Here is a 26,198-nt window from a genome sequence, read left to right on the forward strand (position 1 = left end):
TCACATCCCGATCGAGGCGAAGAAGATGGCGAACACGCCGTCCATCACGATGACGAAGAAGATGCCCTTCACCACGGAAGCCGTGGTGTGCTGGCCCAGCGATTCCGCGCTGCCCTGCACGGCGAGGCCCTCGACGCAGGCGACGATGCCGATCACGGCCGCCATGACCGGGGCCTTGACGATGCCGACGATGAAATGGTCGATCGAGATGGCGTCGCGCAAGCGCAGCAGGAAGGCCTCGGGCTCGACCCCGCCATAGAGCCAGGCGACGAGGCCGCCGCCATAGAGCGCGGCCATCGCGCCGAGGAATGCCAGGATCGGCAGCGCCAGCACCAGGGCCATCATGCGCGGCAGCACCAGCACCTCGATCGGATCGAAGCCCATCGTGCGCAACGCGTCGATCTCCTCGCGCATCTTCATCGAGCCGAGCTCGGCGGTGTAGGCGCTGCCCGAGCGTCCGGCGACCATGATCGCGACCAGCAGCACGCCGATCTCGCGCAGCACCAGCACGCCCAGCATGTCGACCACGAAGATGTCGGCGCCGAAGCGGCGGAAATGGAAGATGCCTTGTTGGGCGATGATGCAGCCGATCAGGAACGTGATCAGCACGATGATCGGCACCGCGCGCCAGCAGACCTGCTCCATGTGATGCACGGTCGAGGTCAGGCGGAACGAGCGCGGATGGATCAGGACGCGAAATCCCGCCGCGAGCACGGCGCCGAGCATGTCGACGAGGCCTGCGACGGTGCCGCCGATGCCGGCCACGGTCCGGCCGATCTGCTCCAGCATGCCGGTGATGGTCACCGTGCCGCTGTCGACCACGGCCGTCGCCCTGACCCGCCGCACCTCGTCCACGAGGCTGGAATAATTGGCGGACAGACCCGCGATCTGCGCCTCGACGGGCCCGTTCGTCAGGCTGCGGCGCAGCCGCTCGATCAGCCAGGCGCCGAAAGTGTCGAGCTTGGCGACCTCGGAGACGTCGATGAAGATGCTTTGCTGGCCGCCTGCGAGCTTCTCGGCGTCGGCCACCATCCGCTCCAGGACCGGCGCGAAGCTCGCGGTCCATGTCCCGGTGGCGCAGAGTGCCAGCGCGTTGCCCTTGGCAATCCGCTCCAGCTTCGGATCGCTGCTCAAGATGTCCGCTCCCGTGCCGGGGCGGAGAAAATCAGAGTGTTGCGCACGCGCCCTTACCCAGAGAAGGTATCCCCAAGTGGTTAATGTTAGTTGCTAGAGGTAACTAGCAGGTTCAGATTTCGCCAGAGTTCAAAATGACTTCCATCAAATTTGCTGCCTTGGCGGCGCGAATCGAGCGCTTCCCGATCGCGGGCAGCTTTACCATCAGCCGGGGGGCCAAGACCGAGGCCGTGACGGTCGTGGCCGAAGTCAGCCGGAACGGCCTGACCGGCCGCGGCGAGTGCGTGCCCTACCCCCGCTATGGCGAGACACCCGAGGCGACGCTGGCGGCCATCCAGGCCATGCAGCAGGCCGTGGCGGACGGGCTGACGCGGCAAGCCCTCCAGGCCGCCATGGCGCCCGGGGCCGCCCGCAACGCCCTGGATTGTGCCCTGATTGATCTCGAGGCCAAGGCGGCGGGCCAGCGGGCCTGGAACCTGCTCGACCGCCCGGTGCCGGGCGAGCGCACCACGGCGTACACGATCTCGTTAGGGACCCCCGAGGCCATGGCCGCCGCCACCGCCAAGGCGGCGCACCGGCCGCTTCTCAAGATCAAGCTCGGCGGCGACGGCGATCCGGAGCGGATCGCGGCGGTGCGCAAGGCCGCTCCCGAATCCGAGCTGATCGTCGATGCCAACGAGGCCTGGACCGAGGCCAATCTGGCGCACAATCTCGCCGCCTGCGACGCCGTCGGCGTCACCCTCGTGGAGCAGCCCCTGCCCGCGGGCAAGGACGAGGCGCTGGCGCGGATCAAGCGGCCGCTAGCGGTCTGCGCCGACGAGAGCGTGCATGACCGCTCGTCGCTTGCCCCCTTGCGCGACCGCTACGACGCCGTGAACATCAAGCTCGACAAGACCGGCGGCCTCACCGAGGCCCTCGCGATGGCGGACGCTGCGCAGGCGCTCGGCTTCGAGATCATGATCGGCTGCATGGTCGCAACCTCGCTGTCGATGGCGCCCGCGATGCTGGTGACGCCACAGGCGCGCTTCGTCGATCTCGACGGCCCGCTGCTGCTGGCGCACGACCGCGATCACGGCCTGCGTTATGACGACAGCCTGGTCTATCCGCCGGACGCTTCGCTTTGGGGCTGAGGCTTGAGCCGGTGCCGCGCCGACCAGATCAGAAGCGCGCCGGCCGCCGCCATCGCAGCCATCACGTAGTACAATCCATCGCCGATGCGGGCGTAGATCGCACCTGACGCGATCGAGGTCGCGGCGCCGAGCAGTCCGCTGCACGCGGCGTAATAGCCTTGCCCCCGCGCGATCTGATGCGAGGGCACGCGCTGCACCAGGAGATTCATCGTGCCGACGATGGTCATGCCGAAGCTGAGGCCGTGGCCAAGCTGGACGATCGCGAGCAGCGCGAGCGGCGGCTCGCTCGCGGTGACGATCCAGCGCAGCACGGCGCTGAGCCCTCCGATCGCGATCATGGTGGACGGATGCAGCGAGAAGCGCGGCGACAGCGCGAACACCACGATCTCCGCGATCACGCCCAGCGTCCACAGGCCCGCGATCGTCAGCCCACTGATCCCATGGAGCTGCCAGTTGATGGCGGAGAAGGTGTAGTAGGCGACGTGGCTGCCCTGAATCAGCGCGGCCGAGACGATGACGGCCCAGAAGCCGGCATCGCGCAGCAGCGCCTTGCCGGCATGCCTCTCCGTCGTCTTGCGCCTGACATCGTCCAGCGGCTGAAGCAGCAGGCCGGCTGCGACCGCAACGATGGCCCATGCGACGATGACCCAGATCAGATCGCGCGCGGCGATGTGGTCTACGAGATAGCCGCAGGCGAGCGAGCCGGCGGCGAAGGCCGCCGAGCCCCACAGCCGCAAGGGTCCGTAATCGAGCCCGTAACGGGCGACGCCGCGCAGCGCATAGGCATCGGTCAGCGGCATCGTCGGCGTCCACATCATGCAGGTCATCGCATAGATCAGGAACAGCGCCAGCGGTTGCTGCTGCAGGCCGATCGCCGTAAAGCCGATCGCGGTCGCCAGCACCGACACCATCATGCCGGCGCGAATGGCATGTCGCTTTTCGGCGAAGGCGGTCACTTGCGGCAGCGTGGTGAAGCGCGTGATCGCCGGCAGCGCGTTGATGAGGCCGATCCAGGCCGCGTCGATGCCGATCGCCTTCAGCCACACCGGAAAGAACGGCAGATGCGTGCCCGAGACCGCGAAGACGGCCGAATAGAACAGGGCGAGGCTGACGGCGAATCGCCGTTTCGCCGATGCTGGTGTGGGGATTTGTGATTCGGGTGCCATCAAACCAATTGCGATTCGGTCGATATCGTGGTGATCGTTACTGTAACGCGCGGTGATTTGCGCGACGAGATCGCAATGGCCAACGAAGCATTCGCCCTTTCGCCCATGTCTGCCCGCGCGGCCGAGCCGAACGAGCAGGATTACGATGCGATCCGCGAAGCCTTCATGGAGACGGCGCGCGGCCGCTGGTTCCTCGGCGAATACGCCAAGCGCAACCGCAATGCCGACACGAGCATGGTGCTCGACGCGGTCGCGAAAATCGAAGAAACCCTTGCAGCGCAGCGACAACCCGTCGTCGAAGACCGCCTGCCCGAAGCGCTGGTCGAGATCCGCCGCGCGATCCGCGAGGCCGAGACGATCGCCATCGCCGCCGTCGACCCCGCCGCGATCGAGGCGAGCCTCGCCGCGATCCCGCGCGGCGTGCGCATCATCAAGGAGATCTCCTGGCGCTGGCGCGAGATCGGCGCCGACGGACGAATCTGCGACCTCATTGATTCGCAGCTCGCCTCGATCGAGGCCGCCTGCGGACAGATTTCGACCATCGACCCCCGAGTCGAGCTCAAAACCGCATTCGATCTACTGAGGGATCGGGTGGAGCAGACCGACGGCGGCGCAACGCCGCAGGCGGCGCCGCCCGCGTCCGCTCCGGTGCAGCAGGCCCCGTCATCCGTCGCCGAAGCTCCGCCCGTCGAGACCGCGCCCGCGGCGATGGCGAGCGAAGCACCCGTGGCTTTTACGGAGCCGCCGCGGGACGTCGCCGCGGCTGCTGAGCCCGAAGCGACCGTCGCCAGCGAAGCGTTCGCCGAGGCCGAACAGGCAATGGGCACGACCGTCGCGCCGGAGATCGCGGCCGAGAGCCAGACCGCGGTCGAGAGCACAGCGCACGACCAAGTCGCGCCGGAAGACGTCGTGCCCGAAGCCGCCTCGTTTGAGCACCCGACCACGGACCCCACCGCCTCCGCGGAAGCCGCTGACGCGTTCGCGCTCGACGCGGCCGCGCAAGCCGAGGACGACGCCGTGCTCGAGGCCATCGCGCTCGAGATGGCCGCGCCCGATCCTGATTTCGACGAGATCATCGCGCCGGTCGAGATGGAAGCGGCCATTGCGGAGCCGATGGTGGCGGAGGCCGCAGCGCCCGTTGCTGCAGAGCTTTCCGAACCGATCGCGGCAGAGCCGGTCGTCGCAGCGGTGGCGGAGGAGCCCGCCGCCCACGCGCCCATCGCAATGGACTCGCTCGCGCGCCTCACCGACGCCATCGCGGAGGCCGCCGCCGAAGTGATGGAGCAGCCGGCTCAGGCCATGGCGGTCACCGCAACATTCGCTGCGGCGCCGGCCACGTCGCTGCCTATGCCCTCGCCCTTGTCTGCTTCCCTGCCCGAGACCTCGCTCGGCGCCACCATCCTCGCCAGCGGCATCCTGCAAAAGCCCCGCACGCCGGCCAACGATCCCCTCGCCCCGATCCGCCGCATGACCCAGGCCGAGAAGATCGCGTTCTTCTCGTAAGGCCTGCGTGTCCCGGACAAGCTGCAACGCGCTAGCGGTGCAGCGCAGAGCCGGGACCCAGAGGTCACGCTCTCCGCTGCGAAATGGGCCCCGGCTCAGCAGCGCACCGTCGAAGAGACGCTGCGCTGCGTCCGGGGCACGAGAGCGAGGAAGAGGCGCGCGCTCGCGCCACGTCGTCATTGCGAGCGCAGCGAGGCGTCGCTCTATCGCCGTCATCCCCGCGCAATGGCAAAGCCATTGTCGCTGGAGGCGCGACCCGCACGATGCGCGGCAACGTGCACGGAGCCTCGAAAGATGCACGGCCCCGATGCAGCCGGGCGTCGCCCTTCGAGGCTTGCTCAGCGGCGCGATGCGCCGCAGAGCGCGCACCTCCAGCGACAATGGCTTTGCCATTGCGCGGGGGTGACGGTGGTAGAGCGGAGAAACACGTCAGTGTATGTAGAGCACTAGAACCCGGTCATCACACCATGTCCCCCGAAGAAACCCTCACCCTCTGGCGCCCCGTAGGCCCGAAAGAGCTCGAGCTGATCGAGCAATCCGGCATGCGCGCGTTCCCGCCGCGCCTGCCGGACCAGCCGATCTTCTATCCGGTGCTGACGGAAGACTACGCCATCAAGATCGCGCGTGACTGGAATGTCCCGGCGAGCGGTTCGGGCTTCGTGACGCGCTTTGCCGTCAAGCGCGACTTCATCGCGAAGTATGACACAGGAGGCCGGCGGACGGTCGCATCTGGAGTACTGGATTCCGGCTGAAGACCTCGATGCCTTCAATGCAGCGATCGTCGGGCCGATCGAGATCGTCCGCAGCTTTCCCTAGCCGCCGCGCGCCCGGTCATCCGCAATTCCACACCGCGCCGATCGGCGTGCGCGTCCAGCACGGGCCAAAACTGCCGCCGTTGTAGCGGCCGCCGTTGAAGCCGGGGCGGCCGAAATAGTGCCACTCGCCGTCCCAGCGATAATATTGCGGAACCGGATCGATGTACCAGTGGCGGCGGTCGTTGCGCGCGAGGCGACGCATCGCGTCCTTCTGCTTGTAGAGCGGAATGCTGTTGCTTAGCGGCTGACGATAGCCCGGCAGGAAGCCGTAGCCTTTCCAGACGGGCTTGGGACGCTTTTGAGCTGGCTCAGCGGACGCGACAGCCGGCAGCAGCGACAGGATGACAGCAACGAATAGACACACAAGGCGAGACATGGATCGACCATAGACAGTGGATCGAGGGATGACCATTCAAATTCGAGTGCGGGACGTTTCGCTGGTTCTGCCGAGCGGTCGCTCTTGATAAGCTCGCAACGCGCAGCGTGAACGCGGCGCGGACCGCTTGCATGTGCCGGAGTGACCGAATGCCTGAGAGCCCGCGCGTCGGCGCCTTTGCGATCGTTCCCAGCAACGATCTTCCCGCCGCAATTCCGTTCTGGGAGCGGCTCGGCTTTGCGCGCATCGGTGGCGATGCCGGCTATGTCATCATGAGCGGTTGGGGATGCGAGGTGCATCTCACGCAAGCCGGCGATGGCCCGTGGCGCGTGCCGGAGCACAATCCCTTTGGCATTTTCATTCGCACGCCCGAGGTCGAGGCCATTGCCGCGCGCGTGGACGATCTCATCATCCGGCCCGGCGGCGTGCTGCGTCACCGCGAATGGGGCATGTATGAAGTCGGCATCAACGGCCCCGAGGGCCTTCTCGTCCGGGTTGGCTGGCCCTCGCAGCTGATGCGCCAATCCCGCTAGCTGATCACGCCCTTCCTGATCAGGAAGCAGCCATAGCCGAGATCGTCGCCGTGGCCCATGGAGGCCAGCAGGCAGGTCGGGCGTCAGGCTCGGATCGATCGACTTCAGCATGTGACGGCAGTTCCCGTTATCGATCGTTCACCATAGCAGGTTCCGAGCGTGATTCAGATCACGCAAGGCCACCATGGTGAGGGGGATCACGGACCTCAAGCTCGAACGCGGCGAGGCTCCCCGGCAACCAATCTCGCATCGAGATCAGTGCCAAAGGAGCACGCCATGTTCCGCCTAAAGCCTTTCCTGATGACAGCCAGCCTTGTGGGAAGCCTGTTCGGCTTCGCCTGCGGCCCTGTTTCCGCGCAAGTTGCCCCGGTCGAGCCGGCCCCCACCGCGCTGCAGGGCCCGGAACAGCGGGTGGCGCTGGTGATCGGCAATTCGAACTACAAGAACGCGCCGCAGCTCGCCAATCCCGACAATGACGCCGAGTCGATGGCGAAGTTCCTGAACTCCGCCGGGTTCGAGGTGGTTGCCGCGACCGACCTGACCCAGAACGACATGCTCCGCGTGGTGCAGGACTTCTCCGCCAAGGTATCCGCGCGCGGTCCGAACACGGTGGCGATGGTCTATTACGCCGGTCACGGCGTGCAGCTCGCCGGCGAGAACTATCTCGTTCCCGTCGACGCCAAGGTGTCGAGCCAGACCGAGCTCGTCAATAATTCGGTGCGGCTGGTCGACGTGATGTCGACGCTGGAGACGATCCCGAGCCGCATGCGCATCGTCATCCTCGATGCCTGCCGCAACAACCCCTTCCCTGATGTCAATGACGCCGGCCGCGGCCTTGCCATCGTCGATGCGCCGAACGGCTCGATTGTCGGTTACTCGACCGCACCGGGCGCCGAAGCGCTCGACGGCACCGGCGGTCACAGCCCCTACACGCAAGCGTTCCTGAACGTCGCGCGCGAACCCAACGTGCCGATCGAGCAGCTGTTCAAGCGCGTGCGCCTGCAGGTGAACCAGTCCACCAGCGGTGCGCAGATCCCGTGGGAGAGCTCCTCGCTGACCTCGGACTTCACCTTCTTCGGCGACACCGCGGTTGCCGCCAACCGCGCCCCGGTGAAAGCGCCGGTCGTGCAGATGGCCTCCAACCTGCCGAGCCGCTCGACCCGCCAGGCCTATGACTATGTCGTGTCCGAGGGCCGGCCGGAATACTATCAGGAGTTCATCCAGATGTATCCGCACGACCCGCTGTGCGACCACGTCCGCTGGCTGCTCAACAACATCCTGCTCTCGCAGGCCTGGCACAAGGCGGTGCTCGTGAACTCGCCAGTTGCCTACAAGACCTTCTATGACAGCTACGGCACCAGCCCCTATGCGCAAATGGCGCTGAAGCTCCAGATGCAGCCGAAGCAGATCCCCTTGATGCAGGCGACCAAGTTCCTGGCGCCGCAGAACGTGACCCCGACCTTCAAGATCGGCAATCTCGGCCAACCGAAGTACATGCCGCTGCAGCAGGGTAATGGCGGACAGATCAACGGTAATCTGCCGGTCGTGCAGAAGCCGGTCGATGGCAATGTCATCGGCAAGCTCGGCAATGGGGGCCAGATCGGCAACCTGCCCTCGGGCAACAAACAGCCGAACGGCACGCCGTCGCAGACCCCGGGCAAGATCGTCACCCTGCCTGCGCCGACCAACACGACCACCAACAATGGCGGCATCGGCAAGATCGTGACCCTGCCGGCGACCAACACCAAGCCGGACGCCGGCAACGGCACCCCCGGCAAGATCGTCAGCATGCCGGTGAATGTCGGCAAGGGCGGCACGAAGGTCGAGACGAAACCGGTCAACGTCCAGACGCAGACCAACCCGATCCGCGTCAACAACGGCGTGAAGATCAACAACAACCCGGTGAACAAGGTGCAGGTCCAGAACAACGTCCAGAACAACCGCCCGCAGCTCAACGCAATGCCGAACCGCACGGTCAACAACAACTTCCGGCAGTCGATGAACCAGGCGCCGAGCATGAACAATGGCGGTAACCGTCGCGGCGGCTTCATGCACTGATCGCGCAAGGAGAAGGTGCGCTCCCTCCCCCGCTTGCGGGGGAGGGTTGGGGGGAGGGTCTCTCCACAACGGGACAATCCCCAAAAGGAAAGAGCCCCCACCCGGCGCTTCGCGCCGACCTCCTCCGCAAGCGGGAGAGGTTGCATCGAGTAAGCGGTTAGTTCGATCCACAAGATCGACAAACACATAGAAGGGCAGAGCGGCGACGCTCTGCCCCTTCTTCATGTCAGTTCTTGGTCGTTCCGGGATGCGCCGTGGGGCGCAGACTTGGGACGCGCCTAGTCGTCGGGCGCGTCCCCTAGCCGCAACGCACTGGGCCCGGAATGACGGGCTAGGCCACCAGCTCGGCGAACAGATCCGCGTCGACGTTGCCGCCGGAGAGCACGATGACGACGTTCTTGCCGGCAACATCGAGACGCCCCGCAAGCAGCGCGGCCAGCCCCACCGCGCCGCCCGGCTCCACCACGAGCTTCAGCTCGCGATAGGCGAAGCCGACGGCGGCGCCGACTTCCTTGTCCGACGCGGTGACGCCCCGCGCGAGCAGCTTGCTGTTGATCGCGAAGGTCATCTCGCCCGGGATCAGGGCCATCAGCGCGTCGCAGATGGTGCGGCCTGCCGGCGGATGCGGCTCGCGATGTCCTGCGCTCAGCGAGATGCCGTGATCGTCGAACGCCTCGGGCTCGGCCACCACGATTTGGGCCTGCGGATAGCGCGCTTTCACGGCGGTCGCGACGCCCGCGATCAAGCCGCCGCCGGACGCCGGCGCCACCACGATGTCGGGGCTGAGACCGAGCGTTGCCATGTCTTCCGCGATCTCGCGGCCGGCAGTGCCCTGCCCCGCGATCACGAAGGGATCGTCATAGGGCCTGACCAGCGTCGCGCCGCGCTTCTCGGCGATGCCGCGCGAGATCGCCTCGCGGTCGTCGCGGTCGCGGTCGTACAGCACGACCTCGGCGCCATAGGATTTGGTGCGCTCGCGCTTCGACAGCGGCGCATCCGCCGGCATCACGATAGTCGCCTGCATGTCGAGGATTTTTGCCGCTGCCGCCACGCCCTGGGCGTGGTTGCCGGAGGAGAACGCGACGACGCCGCCGGCGCGCTTGTCCTGCGGGATCGAGAACACCTTGTTGAAGGCTCCGCGGAACTTGAACGAGCCGGTGCGCTGGAGCATCTCCGGTTTCAAGAACACCTTGGCGCCGACGCGCTCGTTGAGCACGGGAAAGGACAACAGCGGGGTGCGGATGGCGTAGGGCGCGATCACGCGCGCTGCGGCGTCGATATCGGCGGGGCCGATCGGGAGGAGCTCTTCGGTCATGGCCGAATGTTATCGCGGCCGATGAGGCCCGGGCAAGACACCTCCGCGCGAGGATTTTCCCATAGCGTTCTCGAGCGAAGTGGAAGCCGGTTCGCGTGAAGAAAACGCGTCAAAACAAGAATCTAGAGCTATTTCGATCCATCGGATCGAGATAGCTCTAGGCCACGAAGCGCGGCTGTTCCGCGCCGTTCCGGCCAGGCAGCACCGCGCTGACCGCCTCGATGCTGGCCACAAAGGCCCTCGCCGAGGCTTCCCAGGTGTAATTGGCGGCGAATTCGACACAGTCCTGCCGGGAGATATCCAGCGCCGCGAAGCAGGCGCTGCGCAGGTCGTGATCGAGGGCCCCGACCGGGGCCTCGCCGATGACGTCACGGGGGCCCTTCACCGGGAAAGCGGCCACCGGCAGACCGCTTGCGAGCGCCTCCAGCAGCACCAGGCCGAACGTGTCGGTCTTGCTCGGAAACACGAAGACGTCGGCGGCCGCATAGATGTCAGCCAGTTCCTCGCCATGCTTCTCGCCGAGGAAGATCGCATCGGGATAGGCCTCTTCGAGCGAGGCGCGCGCGGGGCCGTCGCCGACGATCACCTTGGTCCCGGGCAGATCGAGATCGAGGAAGGCCTCGAGATTCTTCTCCACCGCGACGCGGCCGACCGACAGGAACACCGGCGCCGGCAGGCAGAGATCGATGGCGCGGGGATGAAACAGCTGGGTGTCAACGCCGCGCGGCCACAGCACGACATTGTCGAAGCCGCGCTCGGTCAGCTCGCGGGCGAGCGCCGGCGTTGCCGCCATCACGGCGCGGCTGGCGCTGTGGAAGCGGCGCAGCGCCCGCCAGATCAGCGAGCCCGGCACCGGCACGCGGGCGCGGACATATTCGGGAAAGCGGGTGTGGAAGCTGGTCGTGAACGGCAGCCTGCGCTGGCGGCAATAGCGGCGGACCATCAGGCCGATCGGCCCTTCGGTCGCAATGTGGATGCTGTCGGGGCGCGCCTCCGCGATCAGCTTCGCAATGCGCGCCGGACGCGGCATCGCCAGACGCACGTCGCGATAGCTCGGCATCGCAAAGGTGCGGAACGATTGCGGTGTCAGGAATGTGAATTCGACGCCGAGGCTTTTGCCGGCGTCGGCGAGCTTGGTCAGCGTCCGAACCACACCGTTGACTTGCGGGTGCCAGGCGTCGGTCGCGACCAGGATGCGCATCAGGCGGGCCTCTGTTATGCAGCTCTGGCTGCAACCTGCGGGACTTGTGCCGGCTTCTGCAAATGATCCGCCCAGGTGATGATCTCGAAATGGCCGTCGTCGTGCTCGACCAGGGCCGTGCAGCTCTCGACCCAGTCGCCGCAATTCATGTAGCGGATGCCGTCCTCGTCACGGATCACGGCGTAATGGATGTGGCCGCAGATCACGCCGTCGGCGTCGTGGCGCCGCGCCTCGGCGGCGAGCGCCTGCTCGAAAGCGCCGATGTAGTTGACGGCGTTCTTGACCTTCTGCTTGGCCCATTGCGACAGCGACCAATAGGGCACCTTGAACAGGCGGCGGAAGAAGTTGACGAAGCGATTCATCTGGATCGCGAAGTCGTAGGCCTTGTCGCCGAGATGGGCGAGCCAGCGCGCGTTCTGCACCACGAGGTCGAAGATGTCGCCATGGATGACGAGATAACGCTTGCCGTCCACGCCGGTGTGGACGGTGTTCTCGACGACGTCGATGCCGCCGAAATGCGTGCCGTAATAGTTGCGCAGGAACTCGTCGTGATTGCCGGGGATGTAGACGACCTTGGCGCCCTTGCGCGCCTTGCGCAGCAGCTTCTGCACGAGATCGTTGTGGGATTGCGGCCAGTTCCAGCTCGATTTCAGCGCCCAGCCGTCGACGATGTCGCCGACCAGATAGATCGTGTCGGCATCATGGTAGCGCAGGAAGTCGAGCAGAAGATCGGCTTGAGAACCGCGGGCTCCGAGATGAACGTCGGAGATGAACAACGTGCGAAAGCGCCGCTCCGGGCTCTCGTCACTCACATCGTAACTTCCCATGCGCCAGCCTGTAACAATGTCCCGTGACAGGGGGATGACCGATTGAACTTTTGAGGCACCTTCAGATACGAATCACGCTTTGCCTCGCCCTCCCCGCGAATATCAGTCGCATGCGACAATCAGGCGACATGGCGCCGCAGGGGGCCGCAAGGACCCGCGCTTCCCTTTGAGAACGGTTCCTGGGGCCATCCTTCGAGACGCCCGCTTTAGGCGGTCTCCTCAGGATGAGGACCGAATGCGCGGCAGAAGTTTCAATGGGCACGGTGCTGCTTAGCCTCATCCTGAGGAGACCGCGCAGCGGTCGTCTCGAAGGACGAGGCGTGCGCTCAGATGGTGCCCGCCTCAGTAGAACTTGTGGAAATGATGGATCGGCCCGTGGCCATGACCGACGGTGAAGCGGTCGGCGGCGCCGATGGCCGCGCTGATCCAGGTCTTGGCGTTGCGCACGGCAAGCTCCAGACCTTCGCCCTTGGCGAGTCCCGCCGCGACCGCCGAGGACAATGAACAGCCGGTGCCGTGGGTGTTGCGTGTGGCAACGCGCGGCGCCGCAAGCGCGATCGTGCTTTCGGACGTGACGAGATAGTCGGTGCTCTCGGCGCCCTCGCCGTGTCCGCCCTTGATCAGGACCGCACGGCAGCCGAGCGCCAGCAGGCGACGCCCCTGGCTTTCGATCTCGGCCTCGCTTGCCGCGACCGGCTCGTCGAGCAGAGCCGCGGCTTCCGGCAGATTGGGCGTGATCACCGACGCCAGCGATATCAGTTTTGTGCGGAGGGCGTCGACGGCCTCGGATGCCAGCAAGCGGTCGCCGGAGGTCGCCACCATCACGGGATCGAGCACGACGTGCTTCGGCCTCCAGCGCGACAGCGCGGCCGCGATTGCATCGATGCTGGCGACCTGGGCCACCATGCCGATCTTCACCGCGCCAATGTCGAGATCGGAAAACACCGCATCGATCTGCGCGGTGACGAACTCGGCCGGCACCGCATGAATGCCGGTGACGCCGCGCGTGTTCTGCGCCGTCAGCGCCGTGATGGCGGAGGCACCATAGACGCCGAGCGCGGCAAAGGTCTTCAGGTCGGCCTGGATGCCGGCGCCGCCGCTCGAATCGGAGCCCGCGATGGTGAGTGCGACCGGGGTCGTCATCGCCGGACACCTTTGCTGGATACGGACACCGCCATGGCCTGTCCTAGCGCGGCCGTGGAACACCGGCAAGCGCGCCGAGCCGTGTCCGACAGTGATTCGCGACGCCGTGTATTCCCTGCGAATCAGGCAAACAGCGGGCCGACTCGCCCCGCAATCGTGCGGACTTGAAAATGCAACCGCGCTGGACCCTTGGTATAGTCTCGAACCTCACCTGCTTCGCCGAAGAGCGCGAGGTGAGAGTGGAACTGTCCAGCGACACCCATGTTGCGGGCTCCCGGCCCGCAAGCCGCCTGGAACGGAATCTTGGGGTGGAATGATGTGGGCCTTTTTTGAACGTCTCCTCGACTCGTCCATGCTGTCGCCGCACGGCATCTGCCTGTTGTGGGAGCCTGAGCTGATCTGGCTTCACGTCGTTTCGGACGCCTGCATCGCGGCCGCCTATTTTTCGATTCCGTTTGCCCTTGCGATTCTGGTCACCAAGCGGCGCGACCTCAAGTTTGGCTGGGTCTACTGGGCCTTCGCGATCTTCATCATGGCGTGCGGCCTGACCCATGTGCTGTCGATCTACACGCTCTGGGTCCCGGTCTATGGCATCGAGGGCATGGTCAAGGCGGCGACCGCGGTGGCATCCGTGGTCACGGCGGGCGCGCTCTGGCCGCTGCTGCCGAAGATCCTGACGATCCCCTCGCCGTTCGAGCTGCGGCAGGTCCAGGCCGCGCTCGAGGAGGAGGAAATCAAGAGCCGGGACGCGACGCTGCTGCTCCAACAGGTCAGCGACGCCCAGCGCGCGATGCGCGAGAGCGTGGCGCGCCTCACCGCGATCGTCGAGACCGCGGTCGACGGGGTCATCCTGTTAGACGCGCAGGACCGCATCCTGCTGTTCAATCCGGCCTGCGAGCGCTTGTTCGGCTACTCTGCCGACGAGGTCATGGGCCGGAACGTCGGGATGCTGATGCCCGCGGCGGGAACGGCGCCCGACAGCCACGCAAGGCATTTCGCGACCGCCGGCGAGGCCATCGGCCTGCGCCAGGACGGATCGACCTTTCCGATGGACGTGTCGGTCGGCCGGACCCGGCAGGACGGCGAATTGATCTTCGTCGGCATCGTCCACGACCTGACCGCGCGCAAGCTGACCGAGCAGCAGCTCCAGCAGGCGCAGAAGATGGAGACGGTCGGCCAGCTCTCCGGCGGCATCGCCCACGACTTCAACAACCTGCTCACCGTCATCATCGGCAACGCCGAGCACCTGAGCGAGCAGCTCAAGGCGAGGCCCGACCTGCGCCGCTTTTCCGAGGACATCTGCCAGTCGGGCGAACGGGGTGCCGAGCTGACGCAGCGCCTGCTCGCATTCAGTCGCCGCCAGTTGCTGCAGCCCCAGACGATCGATTGCCGCGGCCTGCTCGAGTCCATGTTCAAGCTGCTCAAGCGCACCTTGCGCGAGGACATCGAGATCAGGACGGCCTCCAGGCCCGGCACGATCGTGGCCTTCGCGGATCGGGCCCAGCTCGAATCCGCCGTGCTCAACCTTGCGCTCAATGCGCAGGATGCCATGCCGGCCGGTGGCCACCTGACCCTGAGCACGGAGTTGACGACACTCGACGACGACTATCGCGCCCTTCACCCCGAAGTCGCATCCGGCAGCTACGTGTTGATCTCGATCACCGACGACGGCGAAGGCATGATGCCCGAGGTCACCCGGCGCGCCTTCGAGCCGTTCTTCACCACCAAGGAGGTCGGCAAGGGCTCGGGCCTTGGGCTCAGCATGGTCTATGGCTTCGCCAAGCAATCCAATGGCCACGTCTCGATCTACAGCGAGCCGGGCCTTGGGACGACGGTCCGGATCTATTTGCCGCGCGCGGACATCGGATCATCGCACGCCGAGCTTTCCGATGGCGAGGACGCGGCGCCCCGAGGATACGAGACGATCCTGATCGCCGAGGACGATCCGTTCGTTCGCTCCTCAGCCATTCGCAGGGTGGAAGCTCTCGGATATCGCGTCGTTGCCGCGGTCAACGGCAAGGAGGCCTTGCAGCAGCTGCGTACCGAGCCCGGTATCGACATGCTGTTCACCGACATCGTGATGCCCGGCGGCATGAGCGGCTGGGAGCTCGCCGACCAGGCGCGCCGGATTCGCCCCGGTCTGCCGGTCCTGTTCACCTCGGGCTACGCGCTGGAGACCCTGGTCGAGCAGGGCCACGCGCATGCGCAGGCGATCGTGCTGACCAAGCCCTATCGCAAGGTCGAACTCGCCCAGCGGCTCAGAGACGCATTCGCCGCGGCGGTGGTGACCTCCTAGGCGTGGGGCCGGCATCTGGTGGCCGGCAAGTCCGCTTGCTAAATGGTGCCGAGTTTGGCCTATTAGCCGCCAGATACGCTTTCGGAGTGCCCGCGATGGTTCCTTTTTTCGTCCAGATCAAATGCAAGCTCGGCCAGTCCTATACGGTCGCCAATGCGCTTGCCGAAGCCGAGATCGCTTCCGAGATCTACTCCACGGCCGGCCAATACGACCTCCTGGTGAAGTTCTACGTCGACAAGGACACCGACATCGGCCATTTCGTCAACGAGAAGGTGCAGGTGCTGCCGGGCATCCAGGACACCCTGACCATCATCACCTTCAAGGCGTTCGGCGCCAGCTGAGCTAACCAGCTTCCTTGCGCTTGGGCCGCGGCGGACCTTCGACCGGCGGCAGCGATTTGAGATAGTCCGCCATCGCCGCAATATCCGCCTCGGACAATTGCGAGGTGTTCTTGATCACACGCTTCATCGCGCCGCCGGCGCTGTCGCCATCGGGCAATTCGCCGGTTTTGAGGAAATAGGCAAGATCCTTCGCGCTCCATTCGCCGAGGCTCTTCTGGGTGATGTTGGGCACCCAGCCCTCGCCTTCCGGATTGGGCCCGCCGGCAAAGCGCTGGCCCCGGCTGATGCCGCCGAGCGCGTTGCGCGGACTATGGCATTCGGCGCAATGGCCAAAACTGTTGACGAGATAGGCGCCGCGACTCCATTGCGGCGACTTGGTGGCGTCGGCAACGAGCGGCTTGTCGTCCAGAAACAGGAATTTCCAGATGCCCACGTTGCGGCGGATGTTGAACGGAAAGCCGACATCGTGGTCACGCACCTTGCCGGCAACAGGCGGCAGCGTCTTCAGATAGGCGAAGAGATCGAGCACGTCCTCGCGCCTTGCGTGCTGATAGGACGTATAGGGGAAGGCGGGAAAATAATGCTGCCCGCCTGGCGAAACCCCGTGCATCACCGCGTTGACGAAATCGGCGTCGGTCCATTTGCCGATGCCGTCGTTCGGATCGGGAGAGATATTCGGCGCGTAGAACGTTCCGAATGGCGACTTGATCGCGACGCCGCCGCCGAGCCTGACACGGTCGGGCTGGTTGGGCGTGGCATGGCACGACGCGCAGCCCCCGGCGTTGAACATGGCCTCGCCATTGGCAAGATTCGCCACATGGGCCGGCGCGTTGCCCACGGCCGCCACCACCGGCGCGCTGAGCCACCAATAGACGCCGACAGCAATGAAGCCGGCGAGCAGCCCTGCGAGAATTGTTCGTTGCAACATGGGTATCCATTCACTCGACACGGCGAACCTAAGACCGATGTCGCCGCGGCTCCAGCCACGAAGAATTTAGCCCGCCCTGGCCGGAAACGGGAATAAACTGAAATGCCGGCTGTTGGAAAGTTTGGCAGCCCGAACGGGTTTCAGCAGGGAGAAAGTCATGAACAAGACCGTCATTGCCGCCGTAGCGCTTGGTGTCGTTGCCTTTGCAGGTCCGGCCAGCGCCGAAAAGCTGAAAGCAACGCTCGACGGCAAGTCCGAGGTGCCGGCAACGACCACCAGCGGCACCGGAACCGCCGATCTGGACTATGATGCCGCCAGCAAGAAGCTGTCGTGGACGGTCACCTACTCCGGGCTCTCCGGCCCTGCTACCGCCGCCCATTTCCACGGCCCCGCGGAGGCCGGCAAGAACGCCGGCGTCGCGCTCGCGATCCCGAATGCGACCGCCAGCCCCGTGAAGGGCGAAGCGACGCTGACCGACGCGCAGGCTGCCGATCTGCTCGGCGGCAAGCTCTACGTCAACATCCACACCGCGGCCAATCCGGGCGGCGAGATCCGCGGTCAGGTGACGAAGTAAGCCGCGACGCTGCTTCGTTGCGTGAAGGCCGGGCGCAGGAGGGGCGTCCGGCCTTTTCGATCCGGCCGCGCCTAAGCCGCGTTCAGCGCCTGCGTGAGGTCGGCGATCAGGTCGGAGGGGTTCTCGATGCCGATCGAGAGCCGGATCGTGGAATCGAGCACGCCGATTTTCTGGCGGATGTCGGCGGGAACGCCGGAATGGGTCATGGTCGCGGGCAGGCTCGCAAGCGATTCCGTGCCGCCGAGACTCACCGCCAGCTTGAGGATTTGCAGCGCGTTGAGGAATTTGACCGCAGCGTCCTTGCCGCCGACGATGTCGAACGAGAAGGTGGATCCCGCCCCCAGGCATTGCCGCGCGAACACACGCCCGGCCGGCGAGGCCTCCTCGTGATGACCGAGGTAGTGGACCTTGGCCACCTTGGGGTGATCGCGCAAATAATCCGCCACGAGGCGCGCATTCGCATCGGCTTTTTCCATGCGCAGGCTCAGCGTCTCGAGCGAGCGGTTGATCATCCAGCAGGAATGCGGATCGAGCTGGGTGCCGATGGCGCCGCGGAGCGACTTGATGCCTTTCATCAGCGTCTTCGAGCCGAGCGCGGCGCCCGCGATCAGATCCGAATGACCACCGACATATTTCGTGAGCGAGTAGAGGGAAATGTCGGCGCCGTGCTCGATCGGCCGCTGAAATACCGGCCCGAGCAGCGTGTTGTCGCAGGCAATGATCGGCGTGTGTCCCTGGGCCTTTCCGATGGAATTGGCAATGCGGCGGATCATGGCGACATCGACCAGGCCGTTGGTCGGGTTGGCCGGGGTTTCGATCAGGATCATCGAAACGCGGCCCTTGCCCATGGCCTCCTCCGAGGCCTGCTTGACGGCGGCTTCGTCGATCCCATCGGCGAAGCCGACGGCGCCGATCGACAGGCGGGCCAGCGTGTTCGTCAGCAGCGTTTCCGTCCCGCCATAGAGCGGCTGGGAGTGCAGGATGACGTCGCCGGGTCGGACGAAAGCCAGGATCGTGGTCGCGATCGCCGCCATGCCGGACGAGAACAGCGCGCAGCTCTCGGTGCGTTCGTAGATCGAGAGCCTGTCCTCGACGATCTCGCTGTTGGGATGATTGAAGCGCGAATAGACCAGGCCCGCGCCCATGCCTTCCGGCGGCTCGCGCCGGCCGGCGACGAAATCGAAAAAGTCCTGCCCGTCGTCGGCGGTCTTGAACACGAAGGTGGAGGTCAGGAAGACCGGCGGCTTGATGGCGCCTTCCGACAGCTGCGGATCATAGCCATAGGTCAGCATCAAGGTTTCGGGATGCAGCATATGGTTGCCGATGTGGGTCTTCGACGGAAACGGTTTTGCCATGGCCTGTCTCGCTGTTCTGCTTGAAGCCGCGCCATGGAACTCCTGATGAGACCGTCGGGAGCGAGATGCGCCAATTTCCAACAGCTCACGTCAATGCCGCGGCGACTGCAGCCAAGATAGCTGCTCTCACAGCGATCCGTCAGGCCTTGCGGACATAAATTCCTGCCGCGCTTCGCGCCGACGCAAAAAAGCGGCTGCTTTCGCAACCGCCTTTTTCGATTCCTTATCAGCGCCGTAGCCCGGATGGAGCGAGAACTGTGCCTCGCTATTTCAGCTTGACCCGATACGTCTCGTGGCAATCGCTGCAGCGGTCATTGATTGCGGTATACGCCGCCTTCAGGCTGGCGACATCCTTGATCTTGCCCTTGGCGTCGGCGATCGCCTTCTGCACCGGCGGGATCTTGGAGTCGAAATCGGCCTTGTTCTGCCAGACCTTTTGCGAGGCGCCATAGGTCGCGTCGACGACATCCTGCTTGGGATTGACCTCGAAAGTCTTGGCGATCTTGGCAACATCGGCCTCGATGCTGGCGATGGCCTGATCGGCAGCTTTCTTGTCGAAGGGGATGTCGCCCTTGGTCATCTTCTGGATCACGCCATACTGGTTCTTGGCGATCGCGCGCATCAGATTGTCCTGTTGGACCGCAATCTCCTGTTGCGCCATCACCGCGCCCGCGCCCATCACGAGGGCGCCCGCGACAATCATCGTCCGTTTCATTGGTCCGTTTCTCCGGCTTGCGAGATTCAGGGAATGAGACTTCGCCGGCTTCGGGGGGAAGCCGGGCCCATCATGGGTAGAACCCCGCGCGAAGCGTTTATTCCCGTGCGCGCGGAGATCTGGTTTAGAGATTGTGGCGGCGATGGTGCTCGTTGATGGCGATCCACACCCGCTCAGGCGTTGCCGGCATGTCGATGTGGTCGATCTTGTACTCGCGCCAGAGCGCATCGACGATGGCATTGACGACGGCCGGACAGGAGCCGATCGCGCCGGCCTCGCCCGCCCCCTTCACCCCCAGCGGATTGGTCTTGCAGGGAACGTTGGCAGTCTCGAACACGAAGGCTGGCCCGTCCGCTGCGCGCGGCAGCGCGTAGTCCATGAAGGTCGCGGTAATGAGCTGGCCGTCGCCCGCGCCATAGACCACCTGCTCCATCAGCGCCTGGCCGATGCCCTGCATGGCGCCGCCATGCACCTGGCCGGCCAGAAGCAGCGGATTGAGCGTCTTGCCGAAATCATCGACGATCACGTAGTTGACGATCTTGATGATGCCGGTGGCCGGATCGATCTCGACCTCCGCGAGATGTGTGCCGTTGGGATAGGTGCCGTCGGCACTGGCGAAGGTTGCGCTGCCGTTCAGCTTCGTGGGATCGGCGCCGGGGCGCTTGGCGAGGTCAGCAAAGGAGATCGAGCGGTCGGTGCCGGCGATCCGGATCATGCCGTCGGTGATCTCGAGGTCGCCCGCGCTCGCTTCCAGCGCCTGAGCTGCAAACTCCTTCAGCTTCTTGCCGAGATCGCCCGCAGCACGCTCCACGCAAACGCCGCCGGTGGGAATCGAGGCCGAGCCGCCGGTGCCGAGGCCGGTCGCGATCTCCTCGGTGTCGCCCTGGCGGATATGCACGCGCTCCGGTGGCAGGCCGAATTGCTCGGCGACGATCTGCGCATAAGCGGTCTGATGGCCCTGCCCGCTCGATTGCGTGCCGATCAGCACGGTGACGTCGCCACTCGGATCGAGGCGGACATTGGCCGTCTCCTCACCCATCACGCCGCAAATCTCGACATAGCTCGCTAGCCCAATGCCGCGGATCAGGCCCTCCTTCTTGGCCGCCTTGGCGCGCTTTCCAAACTCCTTCCACTCGGCGATCTCCATCGCGCGCTTGAGATGCGCGGCGAAATCGCCGGAATCGTAGACCTTGCCCGTGGCCGTCTTGTACGGCAGCGCCTTCGGCGGGATGAAGTTCTTGCGACGGATGGCATCCGGCGTCATGTCGAGCTTTCGCGCGCAGGCGTCCACGAGACGTTCGATGACGTAGGCCGCCTCGGGCCGCCCGGCGCCGCGATAGGCATCGACTGGCACGCTGTGCGTGAAGATGGTGCGCACCCGGCAGTGGAAGGCCTGGATGTCGTAGAGGCCCGGCAGCATGCCGGCGCCGCCATGCGGGATGTAGGGGCCGAACGTCGACAGATAGGCGCCCATGTCGCCCATCAGGTCGCAGTCCATCGCGAGGAACTTGCCGTCCTCGGCCAGCGCCATCTTCGCAGTGGTGACGTTGTCGCGGCCCTGCGCATCGCCCAGGAAATGTTCGGAGCGGTCGGCCGCCCATTTCACCGCCTTCTTCAATTTTCGCGCGGCGACCGCCATCAAGGCGTATTCCCGATACGGAAACAGCTTCGTGCCGAACCCGCCGCCGACATCGGGGCAGATCACCCGCATCTTGTCGGTCGGGATGTTGAGCACGTTCTGGCACAGGATGTCGCGCAGGCGGTGGCTGCCCTGGCTGCCGACCGTCAGCGTCAGATGGTCGCGCTTGGAATCGTACTCGCAAACGGCCGCACGCGTCTCCAGGAAGCTCGCGACCACGCGCGGATTGACGATCGAGATTTCCGCCACCGCATGCGCCTTGGCGAAGGCAGCTTCGGTCGCGGCCTTGTCGCCGATCGAGACGTCGAACAGCACATTGCCGGCCTTGTCGGGCCAGACCTGCGGCGCGCCCTTCTTCACGGCATTGACGACGCCGGTCACCGCCGGGAGCGGCGACCATTTGACGTCGATCGCCTCGATCGCGTCGCGGGCCTGGTCGATGGTCTCGGCGACGACGAAGGCGATGGAATCGCCGACATGGCGCACCTCGTCCTTGGCCAGGATCGGGTATGGCGGGCCGGTGAACGGATCGGTCTCGAGATTGAACAGGCAAGGCAGATTGCCGAGATCCCCAACGTCGTCGGCGGTCAGGATCAGCGCGACGCCGGGCAGCCCGCGGGCGCGGCTCACATCGATGGTGTATTTGGCATGCGCGTGCGGCGAGCGCAGCATCAGGCAGCGCAGCGCAGCCTGCGGCGCATAATCGTCGGTATAGCGGCCCTTGCCGCGGATGAGCGCGTCATCCTCCTTGCGCAGCACGCTTTGGCCAACGCCGAACTTGATGGGAGCCGCCATTTTATCTTCCCGTTCTCATGGTTGTTTTGCCGGCATATTGCCGTGGAAAAACTGGCAAGGCAAACGGCTTTAGGGCGTTGCCGTTCCCCATAGGGGCCGATGATTCGAAGTCACCCCCGACAGTTCTGGCGCGACCATGTCGGACAGCCGTGGGAAACGGCGTTAGCGGCTGAATTTCCTGACCATAAAGTACTTGTCGTAGGTGGCCTCTCCTATGCGGACGGCAGCGGGATCGGTACCGAAGATTTCAAAGCCGTTACGCTTGTAGGTGTTGATTGCAGCGGTCGATTCGAGCAAGACGGCGAGATGCACCTGCTCGACGCGTGCCTCGGCATGGGCAAGAAGCTCCTTGATGAGCCGATCTCCGACCCCTTTACCTCGGCCCTCCTCCCTCACGTAAACCGTGAAGATGTTGCCCCTGTGCTGCGATCGCCGATCTGGCGATACATAGAAGCCCGCGACGCCCATCAAGCTCCCGCATCGAAATGCGCCGAGGATCATTCCATCCAGCCAACGGCGATAAGCCGCCATCATCGGCTCCCCGCCCTCGTCCTCTTCAGGAGAACCAAACGTTTGAGGGTGCATCTGAAGCGCCTCCGCGCGAATGTCGCGAAAAAGATCGAGATCATCGACATTCAATCGTCGGATTTCCTCGTCCGTCTGAGCACCGGCAGCATGCGATATCATGATCGCCTCCTCTCCTTGTTGCAGTGAAGAACGGCAGGAATTGTGGTCCTTCACATCCCGCCACGGCCCCACAGAGTCCTCGTGCTGTCTCTCAATCTCTCGATGGCGCGTTCAGGCGCGATGCAATCGATATCGCCGCGCGTCAGACCGATGTCCATCAGCTCCCTGTCACTGAGGTCCTGCAAGGTGACCCCTGCGCGCGGCCGCCACTCCTGAAACGCACGCCAATATCGCCTGAGCAGGCTCAGGACGATGGAAAGGTCGAGGCCACGCCTTGCGGCATCGACCTCAATTTCGGGTGAGATGTTCGTCTGTTGGGGTGGCATCGCACGCTCCTGCTGTTGAGCCGGCAGGGAGCGTGGCCAAACAAAAGGCCCCGTCCGATGCCGGCGGGGCCTGGTGGAAAAGATGTCGTCGTCGAATTCCTAGCGCACGACTAGTTCCACGGCCCAGCCGAAGCGGGTCATGTGGTTGCGGTTGACGGTGCGCGAGCATTTAATCATGAGACGTTGATACCATGGCAACCGCGCGAAATCAAGAGATGTGCGGAGGTCGGCTACAGCCTTGAGGCGAGCACTCTGCGGCGGCACTATGCGAACCGCCGACGACGAGCAGGACGAGCGTCAACTCGTCGTGGAAATGCATCGAGGCGAGCTATGAAGCGCTGAAGCTTGCAATTAGTCAGACCGCTGCGACGAGGATGATCCCGGTCAGCAGGAATTTGCCGAGCAACATCAGCCAGGCACGGTCAAGCACGAGAAAGCCGCGCCGCGCGGCAAGGAAGAGCACCAGCAGCAGAATGGTTTAGCTTCCCGGCGTAAGACGCCGTGCTTGGGCGATTGTCATGGCGAGCTAACGGTTCTTCCGAGTGTTTCAGCATGTTGCCACTTTTAGGAGGACTTGTCGCGTGGGTTCAGATCGGCGACACTGCTCGGATTTCCAGTAATTGCTTTAATGGGTGTCCTCATGCCCGAAACATTGGAAATCCTGTTGTGGTGTGCCGCGCTCGCGACGTGGCTGATGCTTTCCTTCAGGATTATAAGCGAGCACCTGAAGCCGCTCTCGAATCTCGTCAGCCATCTGCTCGAGGTTGCTTTCAGGCACAAGGCGAAGTGACGCAGTAACGGCCGCAATGGCACGGCTTGGCAGCTGCCGAGCTGGCAGAGCTGCGCGTCGCGTTGATGGCGTCAAGACGAACCGACCGAGCGGCACATCGTGCGGCTGCAACCTCTCGCAACTCTGCTGGGGCCGACGATGCTCACTCTAAGCAAGTTATTGGCTATCAGGCTGAGGAAGCGGCTGAAACGAACAAAGCTGCTAGCCTGCCAGCCTCCGATCGAGGGAGAACCGGCCCCCTCCGGTGACCAGGATCAACAGAGCGCCTCCTGATATCGAGATGTTCTTCAGGAAATTATTGTACTGCCCGATCTGTTGCGGACCGGCGGGATATTCCCAGTAACGATGTGCGATTGCAGTAGCCGACAATACAAATAGAAAAATCAAAATTGCGCAGTAGCGCGTACCAACGCCGAGTATCAAACCAACCGATATCAGTATTTCCAGGATGACGGTGGTCGTTGTGAACAGCTGCGGCACTGGAAGGTTGAGCGACCGAAAATAGCCCACTGAGCCACTGAAGTTGCCAAGTGCTCCATACACGCTTCCAACAAACACCCATGCAAGCAGGATGCGGCCGATCAGGATCAGCAGGTCGGCATTGCTGGTGGCGAACTGGTCGATCCGAGATGTGGACCAGGAAGAGCGAAATGACATGGTCACTGCCTCATCGCGTTGCTACCTGAGGACGGCACCTGAATATCGAGATCGTATCACGATTGGCGAACCGCATGAAGGCGCCCGGCGGGCATGACGCGCTGGAGACCCCTGGAGCCTCCGAGGCCCAACAAACGGTCCATCCGCTCACGGCGTTGGCCGCGTTCAAAGCGATTCTTCGGCGCGGTGACGGCGGGGTAGGAGTGTTGGCTTTCGGCACACGCCTAGCCGCGCACCAGCGAAACCAGCCAGCTGCGGCCGAACAGGACGAGGACCGTGAGCGCATAGACGATCGTGCCCCCGACCGCGAGCAGGACGAGCGTCAACTCGTCGTGGAAGCGCATCGAGGCGAGAGCTGAAGCGCTGAAGTGCGCGATCAGCCAGAACGCTGCGGCGAGGATGATCCCGATCAGCAGGAATTTGGCCAGCGAGGTCAGCCAGGCGCGGTCCAGCACGAGAAAGCCGCGCCGCACGGCGAAGAACAGCACCAGCAACAGATTGGTCCAGACGCCAACGGCGGTTGCGAGCGCAAGGCCGATCTGGGCGAGCGATCCCATCAAGGCGACCTTCAGCGCGACATTGACCGCAATGCCGGTCAGCGACGCCCGAACCGGCGTTGCGGTGTCCTTGCGCGCATAGAAGGTCGCAACCGCGCTGCGGATCAGCACGAACGGGATCAGGCCGATGGCGTAGGCCGCGAGCGTGCCGCCGGCGGCGACCGCGTCGGCCTTGGAGAAGGCGCCGCGGGCGAACAGCGCGCGCATGATCTCGTCCGGCACGGTGAGGAAGGCCGCAACGAACGGGATCGAGAACAGCAGCGTGAAATCGAAAGCGCGGCGCTGCGCCTTCATCGCGCCGTCATGATCGTTGGCCGTGATCCGGCGCGACATCTCCGGCAGCAGCACGGTGCCGATGGCGATGCCGATCACGCCGATCGGGAGCTGGTTGAGCCGGTCGGCATAATAAAGCGCCGACAGCGCGCCGGCAGGCAGGAAGGTCGCGATGATGGTATCGGCGAACAGCGCCACCTGCGTGCCCATCGATCCCAGCGTCGCAGGCCCGAGTGCCTTGAAGAAACCGCGGACGTCCTCGTCGAGCTTCAGCGGCGCAAAGCGCGGCAGGCCGCCATGGCGGGCGAGATCGCCGGCGAGCAGGAAATATTGCAGGAAACCGGAGATCAGGACGCCCCAGGCAGCTGCATGGCCCGCGCTCGGAAACCAGACGGCGACCGCCAGCGTCATCATCATCGAAACGTTGAGGAAGATCGATGCGGCCGCGGCGCTGGCAAAGCGCTGCATCACGTTGAGCATGCCGCCATAGAGCGTCACCAGCGTGATCAGCAGAAGATAGGGAAAGGTGATCCGGGTCAGCTCGATCGCGAGCTTGCGCTGCTCGGCATCGTCACTGAAGCCCGGCGCCAGGATGCGCATGGCCTGCGGCATGAACAGCCAGGCGACGATAAGCAGCACCACCTGCGAGGCCAGCAGCAGCGTGAAGATGCGGTCGGCGAAAAGCTTTGCCGCCCCCTCCCCCTTCTCGCCATGGACATGGGCATAGGCCGGGACCCAGGCGGCGTTGAAGGCGCCCTCGGCGAAGATCGCGCGGAAATGATTGGGCAGCCGCAGCGCCACGAAAAAGGCGTCGGCCACGGGGCCGGCGCCGAGGATCGCCGCGAGCATGATGTCGCGGGCAAACCCCGTCAGCCGCGAGAGCAGCGTGTATCCGCCGACCGTGAAGATGCGTCCGAGCATGCGTCCCTTCTAGAGACTTATCGGACAGAGGTCGATTGCATCTTGCGATGCGCATTGTTGCGCCCTCTACCCTTGTGGGAGAGGGCAGCGCCGCAGGAAGATACAAACTCAATCGGGTGAGGGGTCTCTCTCTCCACATCGAA

Annotated in this window: 23 protein-coding genes and 1 pseudogene; 9 read left to right on the forward strand and 15 right to left on the reverse strand. The window is 64.7% G+C overall.

The window, feature by feature from the left end:
* Positions 1-1,134: an MlaE family ABC transporter permease gene (locus GA0061098_RS18555; RefSeq protein WP_091958966.1), complete on the reverse strand. Its 1,134-nt coding sequence runs from the start codon at positions 1,132-1,134 to the stop codon at positions 1-3.
* A 134-nt stretch (positions 1,135-1,268) separates the two neighbouring features.
* Between GA0061098_RS18555 and dgcA the strand changes: the two genes are divergently transcribed.
* Complete coding sequence (gene dgcA / locus GA0061098_RS18560; RefSeq protein ID WP_091958969.1) at positions 1,269-2,264, forward strand: N-acetyl-D-Glu racemase DgcA; 996 nt, start codon at positions 1,269-1,271, stop codon at positions 2,262-2,264.
* On the opposite strand, the gene GA0061098_RS18565 is transcribed toward dgcA, so the two are convergent.
* Entirely contained in the window at positions 2,234-3,430 is a 1,197-nt protein-coding gene (locus tag GA0061098_RS18565) for an MFS transporter (RefSeq protein WP_091958972.1), read from the reverse strand. The genes dgcA and GA0061098_RS18565 overlap by 31 nt on opposite strands.
* 75 nt (positions 3,431-3,505) lie before the next feature.
* Here GA0061098_RS18565 and GA0061098_RS18570 point away from each other — a divergent pair, with 75 nt between their 5' ends.
* Together GA0061098_RS18570 and GA0061098_RS18575 are read left to right on the forward strand one after the other, a co-directional pair.
* On the forward strand, positions 3,506-4,933 hold the full coding sequence (locus GA0061098_RS18570; protein WP_165637455.1) for a hypothetical protein: 1,428 nt from the start codon (positions 3,506-3,508) through the stop codon (positions 4,931-4,933).
* Positions 4,934-5,400: 467 nt separating this feature from the next.
* Positions 5,401-5,749 (forward strand): annotated as a pseudogene (locus GA0061098_RS18575) (ADP-ribosylation/crystallin J1).
* Between the two features lie 15 nt (positions 5,750-5,764).
* Here GA0061098_RS18575 and GA0061098_RS18580 read toward each other — a convergent pair.
* A complete protein-coding gene (locus GA0061098_RS18580; RefSeq protein ID WP_165637456.1) occupies positions 5,765-6,124 on the reverse strand; it encodes a hypothetical protein in 360 nt (119 codons plus the stop codon).
* Positions 6,125-6,273: 149 nt separating this feature from the next.
* Between GA0061098_RS18580 and GA0061098_RS18585 the strand changes: the two genes are divergently transcribed.
* Positions 6,274-6,657 carry a VOC family protein gene (locus GA0061098_RS18585; RefSeq protein WP_091958981.1) on the forward strand — a complete coding sequence of 128 codons (384 nt, stop codon included), beginning with the start codon at positions 6,274-6,276 and terminating at the stop codon, positions 6,655-6,657.
* Positions 6,658-6,933: 276 nt separating this feature from the next.
* Complete coding sequence (locus GA0061098_RS18590; RefSeq protein WP_165637457.1) at positions 6,934-8,715, forward strand: caspase family protein; 1,782 nt, start codon at positions 6,934-6,936, stop codon at positions 8,713-8,715.
* 331 nt (positions 8,716-9,046) lie between these two features.
* Here the strand turns inward: GA0061098_RS18590 and GA0061098_RS18595 are convergent, their stop codons facing one another.
* The 4 genes from GA0061098_RS18595 to thiD form a co-directional block, all read right to left on the reverse strand.
* Complete coding sequence (locus GA0061098_RS18595; RefSeq protein WP_091958986.1) at positions 9,047-10,030, reverse strand: threonine/serine dehydratase family protein; 984 nt, start codon at positions 10,028-10,030, stop codon at positions 9,047-9,049.
* A gap of 157 nt (positions 10,031-10,187) precedes the next feature.
* Complete coding sequence (locus tag GA0061098_RS18600) at positions 10,188-11,231, reverse strand: glycosyltransferase family 4 protein (protein ID WP_091958989.1); 1,044 nt, start codon at positions 11,229-11,231, stop codon at positions 10,188-10,190.
* 14 nt (positions 11,232-11,245) lie between these two features.
* Positions 11,246-12,058 carry a UDP-2,3-diacylglucosamine diphosphatase gene (locus tag GA0061098_RS18605; RefSeq protein WP_091958992.1) on the reverse strand — a complete coding sequence of 271 codons (813 nt, stop codon included), beginning with the start codon at positions 12,056-12,058 and terminating at the stop codon, positions 11,246-11,248.
* Between the two features lie 342 nt (positions 12,059-12,400).
* Entirely contained in the window at positions 12,401-13,201 is an 801-nt protein-coding gene (thiD, locus tag GA0061098_RS18610) for a bifunctional hydroxymethylpyrimidine kinase/phosphomethylpyrimidine kinase (protein WP_091958995.1), read from the reverse strand.
* Positions 13,202-13,514: 313 nt separating this feature from the next.
* Here thiD and GA0061098_RS18615 point away from each other — a divergent pair, with 313 nt between their 5' ends.
* Together GA0061098_RS18615 and GA0061098_RS18620 are read left to right on the forward strand one after the other, a co-directional pair.
* Positions 13,515-15,497 carry a hybrid sensor histidine kinase/response regulator gene (locus tag GA0061098_RS18615; RefSeq protein ID WP_091958998.1) on the forward strand — a complete coding sequence of 661 codons (1,983 nt, stop codon included), beginning with the start codon at positions 13,515-13,517 and terminating at the stop codon, positions 15,495-15,497.
* A gap of 95 nt (positions 15,498-15,592) precedes the next feature.
* The gene (locus GA0061098_RS18620; protein WP_018317369.1) at positions 15,593-15,838 is read left to right on the forward strand and encodes an Lrp/AsnC ligand binding domain-containing protein; all 246 of its coding nucleotides are present in this window, start codon (positions 15,593-15,595) and stop codon (positions 15,836-15,838) included.
* Position 15,839: 1 nt separating this feature from the next.
* On the opposite strand, the gene GA0061098_RS18625 is transcribed toward GA0061098_RS18620, so the two are convergent.
* Positions 15,840-16,766 carry a c-type cytochrome gene (locus GA0061098_RS18625; RefSeq protein ID WP_091959001.1) on the reverse strand — a complete coding sequence of 309 codons (927 nt, stop codon included), beginning with the start codon at positions 16,764-16,766 and terminating at the stop codon, positions 15,840-15,842.
* A 157-nt stretch (positions 16,767-16,923) separates the two neighbouring features.
* On the opposite strand from GA0061098_RS18625, the gene GA0061098_RS18630 reads away from it, so the two are divergent.
* Positions 16,924-17,340 (forward strand): CHRD domain-containing protein, encoded by a 417-nt coding sequence (locus GA0061098_RS18630; RefSeq protein WP_091959004.1) that lies wholly within the window; start codon positions 16,924-16,926, stop codon positions 17,338-17,340.
* 71 nt (positions 17,341-17,411) lie between these two features.
* Here GA0061098_RS18630 and GA0061098_RS18635 read toward each other — a convergent pair whose 3' ends face one another.
* From GA0061098_RS18635 to GA0061098_RS18655, 5 genes are all read right to left on the reverse strand, one after another.
* Positions 17,412-18,695: a cystathionine gamma-synthase family protein gene (locus GA0061098_RS18635; RefSeq protein WP_091959007.1), complete on the reverse strand. Its 1,284-nt coding sequence runs from the start codon at positions 18,693-18,695 to the stop codon at positions 17,412-17,414.
* A 265-nt stretch (positions 18,696-18,960) separates the two neighbouring features.
* Positions 18,961-19,410: a cytochrome c gene (locus tag GA0061098_RS18640; protein ID WP_091959010.1), complete on the reverse strand. Its 450-nt coding sequence runs from the start codon at positions 19,408-19,410 to the stop codon at positions 18,961-18,963.
* 124 nt (positions 19,411-19,534) lie between these two features.
* Positions 19,535-21,844: a xanthine dehydrogenase family protein molybdopterin-binding subunit gene (locus tag GA0061098_RS18645; protein WP_091959013.1), complete on the reverse strand. Its 2,310-nt coding sequence runs from the start codon at positions 21,842-21,844 to the stop codon at positions 19,535-19,537.
* 162 nt (positions 21,845-22,006) lie between these two features.
* Positions 22,007-22,531 (reverse strand): GNAT family N-acetyltransferase, encoded by a 525-nt coding sequence (locus GA0061098_RS18650; RefSeq protein WP_129590884.1) that lies wholly within the window; start codon positions 22,529-22,531, stop codon positions 22,007-22,009.
* 50 nt (positions 22,532-22,581) lie between these two features.
* Positions 22,582-22,857 (reverse strand): DUF1127 domain-containing protein, encoded by a 276-nt coding sequence (locus GA0061098_RS18655; protein ID WP_091959018.1) that lies wholly within the window; start codon positions 22,855-22,857, stop codon positions 22,582-22,584.
* Positions 22,858-23,497: 640 nt separating this feature from the next.
* Here GA0061098_RS18655 and GA0061098_RS45065 point away from each other — a divergent pair.
* Positions 23,498-23,647: a hypothetical protein gene (locus GA0061098_RS45065; RefSeq protein ID WP_165637449.1), complete on the forward strand. Its 150-nt coding sequence runs from the start codon at positions 23,498-23,500 to the stop codon at positions 23,645-23,647.
* Positions 23,648-23,848: 201 nt separating this feature from the next.
* On the opposite strand, the gene GA0061098_RS18660 is transcribed toward GA0061098_RS45065, so the two are convergent.
* Both GA0061098_RS18660 and murJ read right to left on the reverse strand, forming a co-directional pair.
* Positions 23,849-24,304, reverse strand: a complete 456-nt coding sequence (locus GA0061098_RS18660; protein WP_091959021.1) for a DoxX family protein — start codon at positions 24,302-24,304, stop codon at positions 23,849-23,851.
* A gap of 224 nt (positions 24,305-24,528) precedes the next feature.
* Positions 24,529-26,055: a murein biosynthesis integral membrane protein MurJ gene (gene murJ, locus GA0061098_RS18665; protein ID WP_091959024.1), complete on the reverse strand. Its 1,527-nt coding sequence runs from the start codon at positions 26,053-26,055 to the stop codon at positions 24,529-24,531.
* Between the last annotated feature and the right edge of the window lie 143 nt (positions 26,056-26,198).

Origin of the sequence: Bradyrhizobium shewense, from assembly GCF_900094605.1 — a bacterium.
Classification (GTDB): domain Bacteria; phylum Pseudomonadota; class Alphaproteobacteria; order Rhizobiales; family Xanthobacteraceae; genus Bradyrhizobium; species Bradyrhizobium shewense.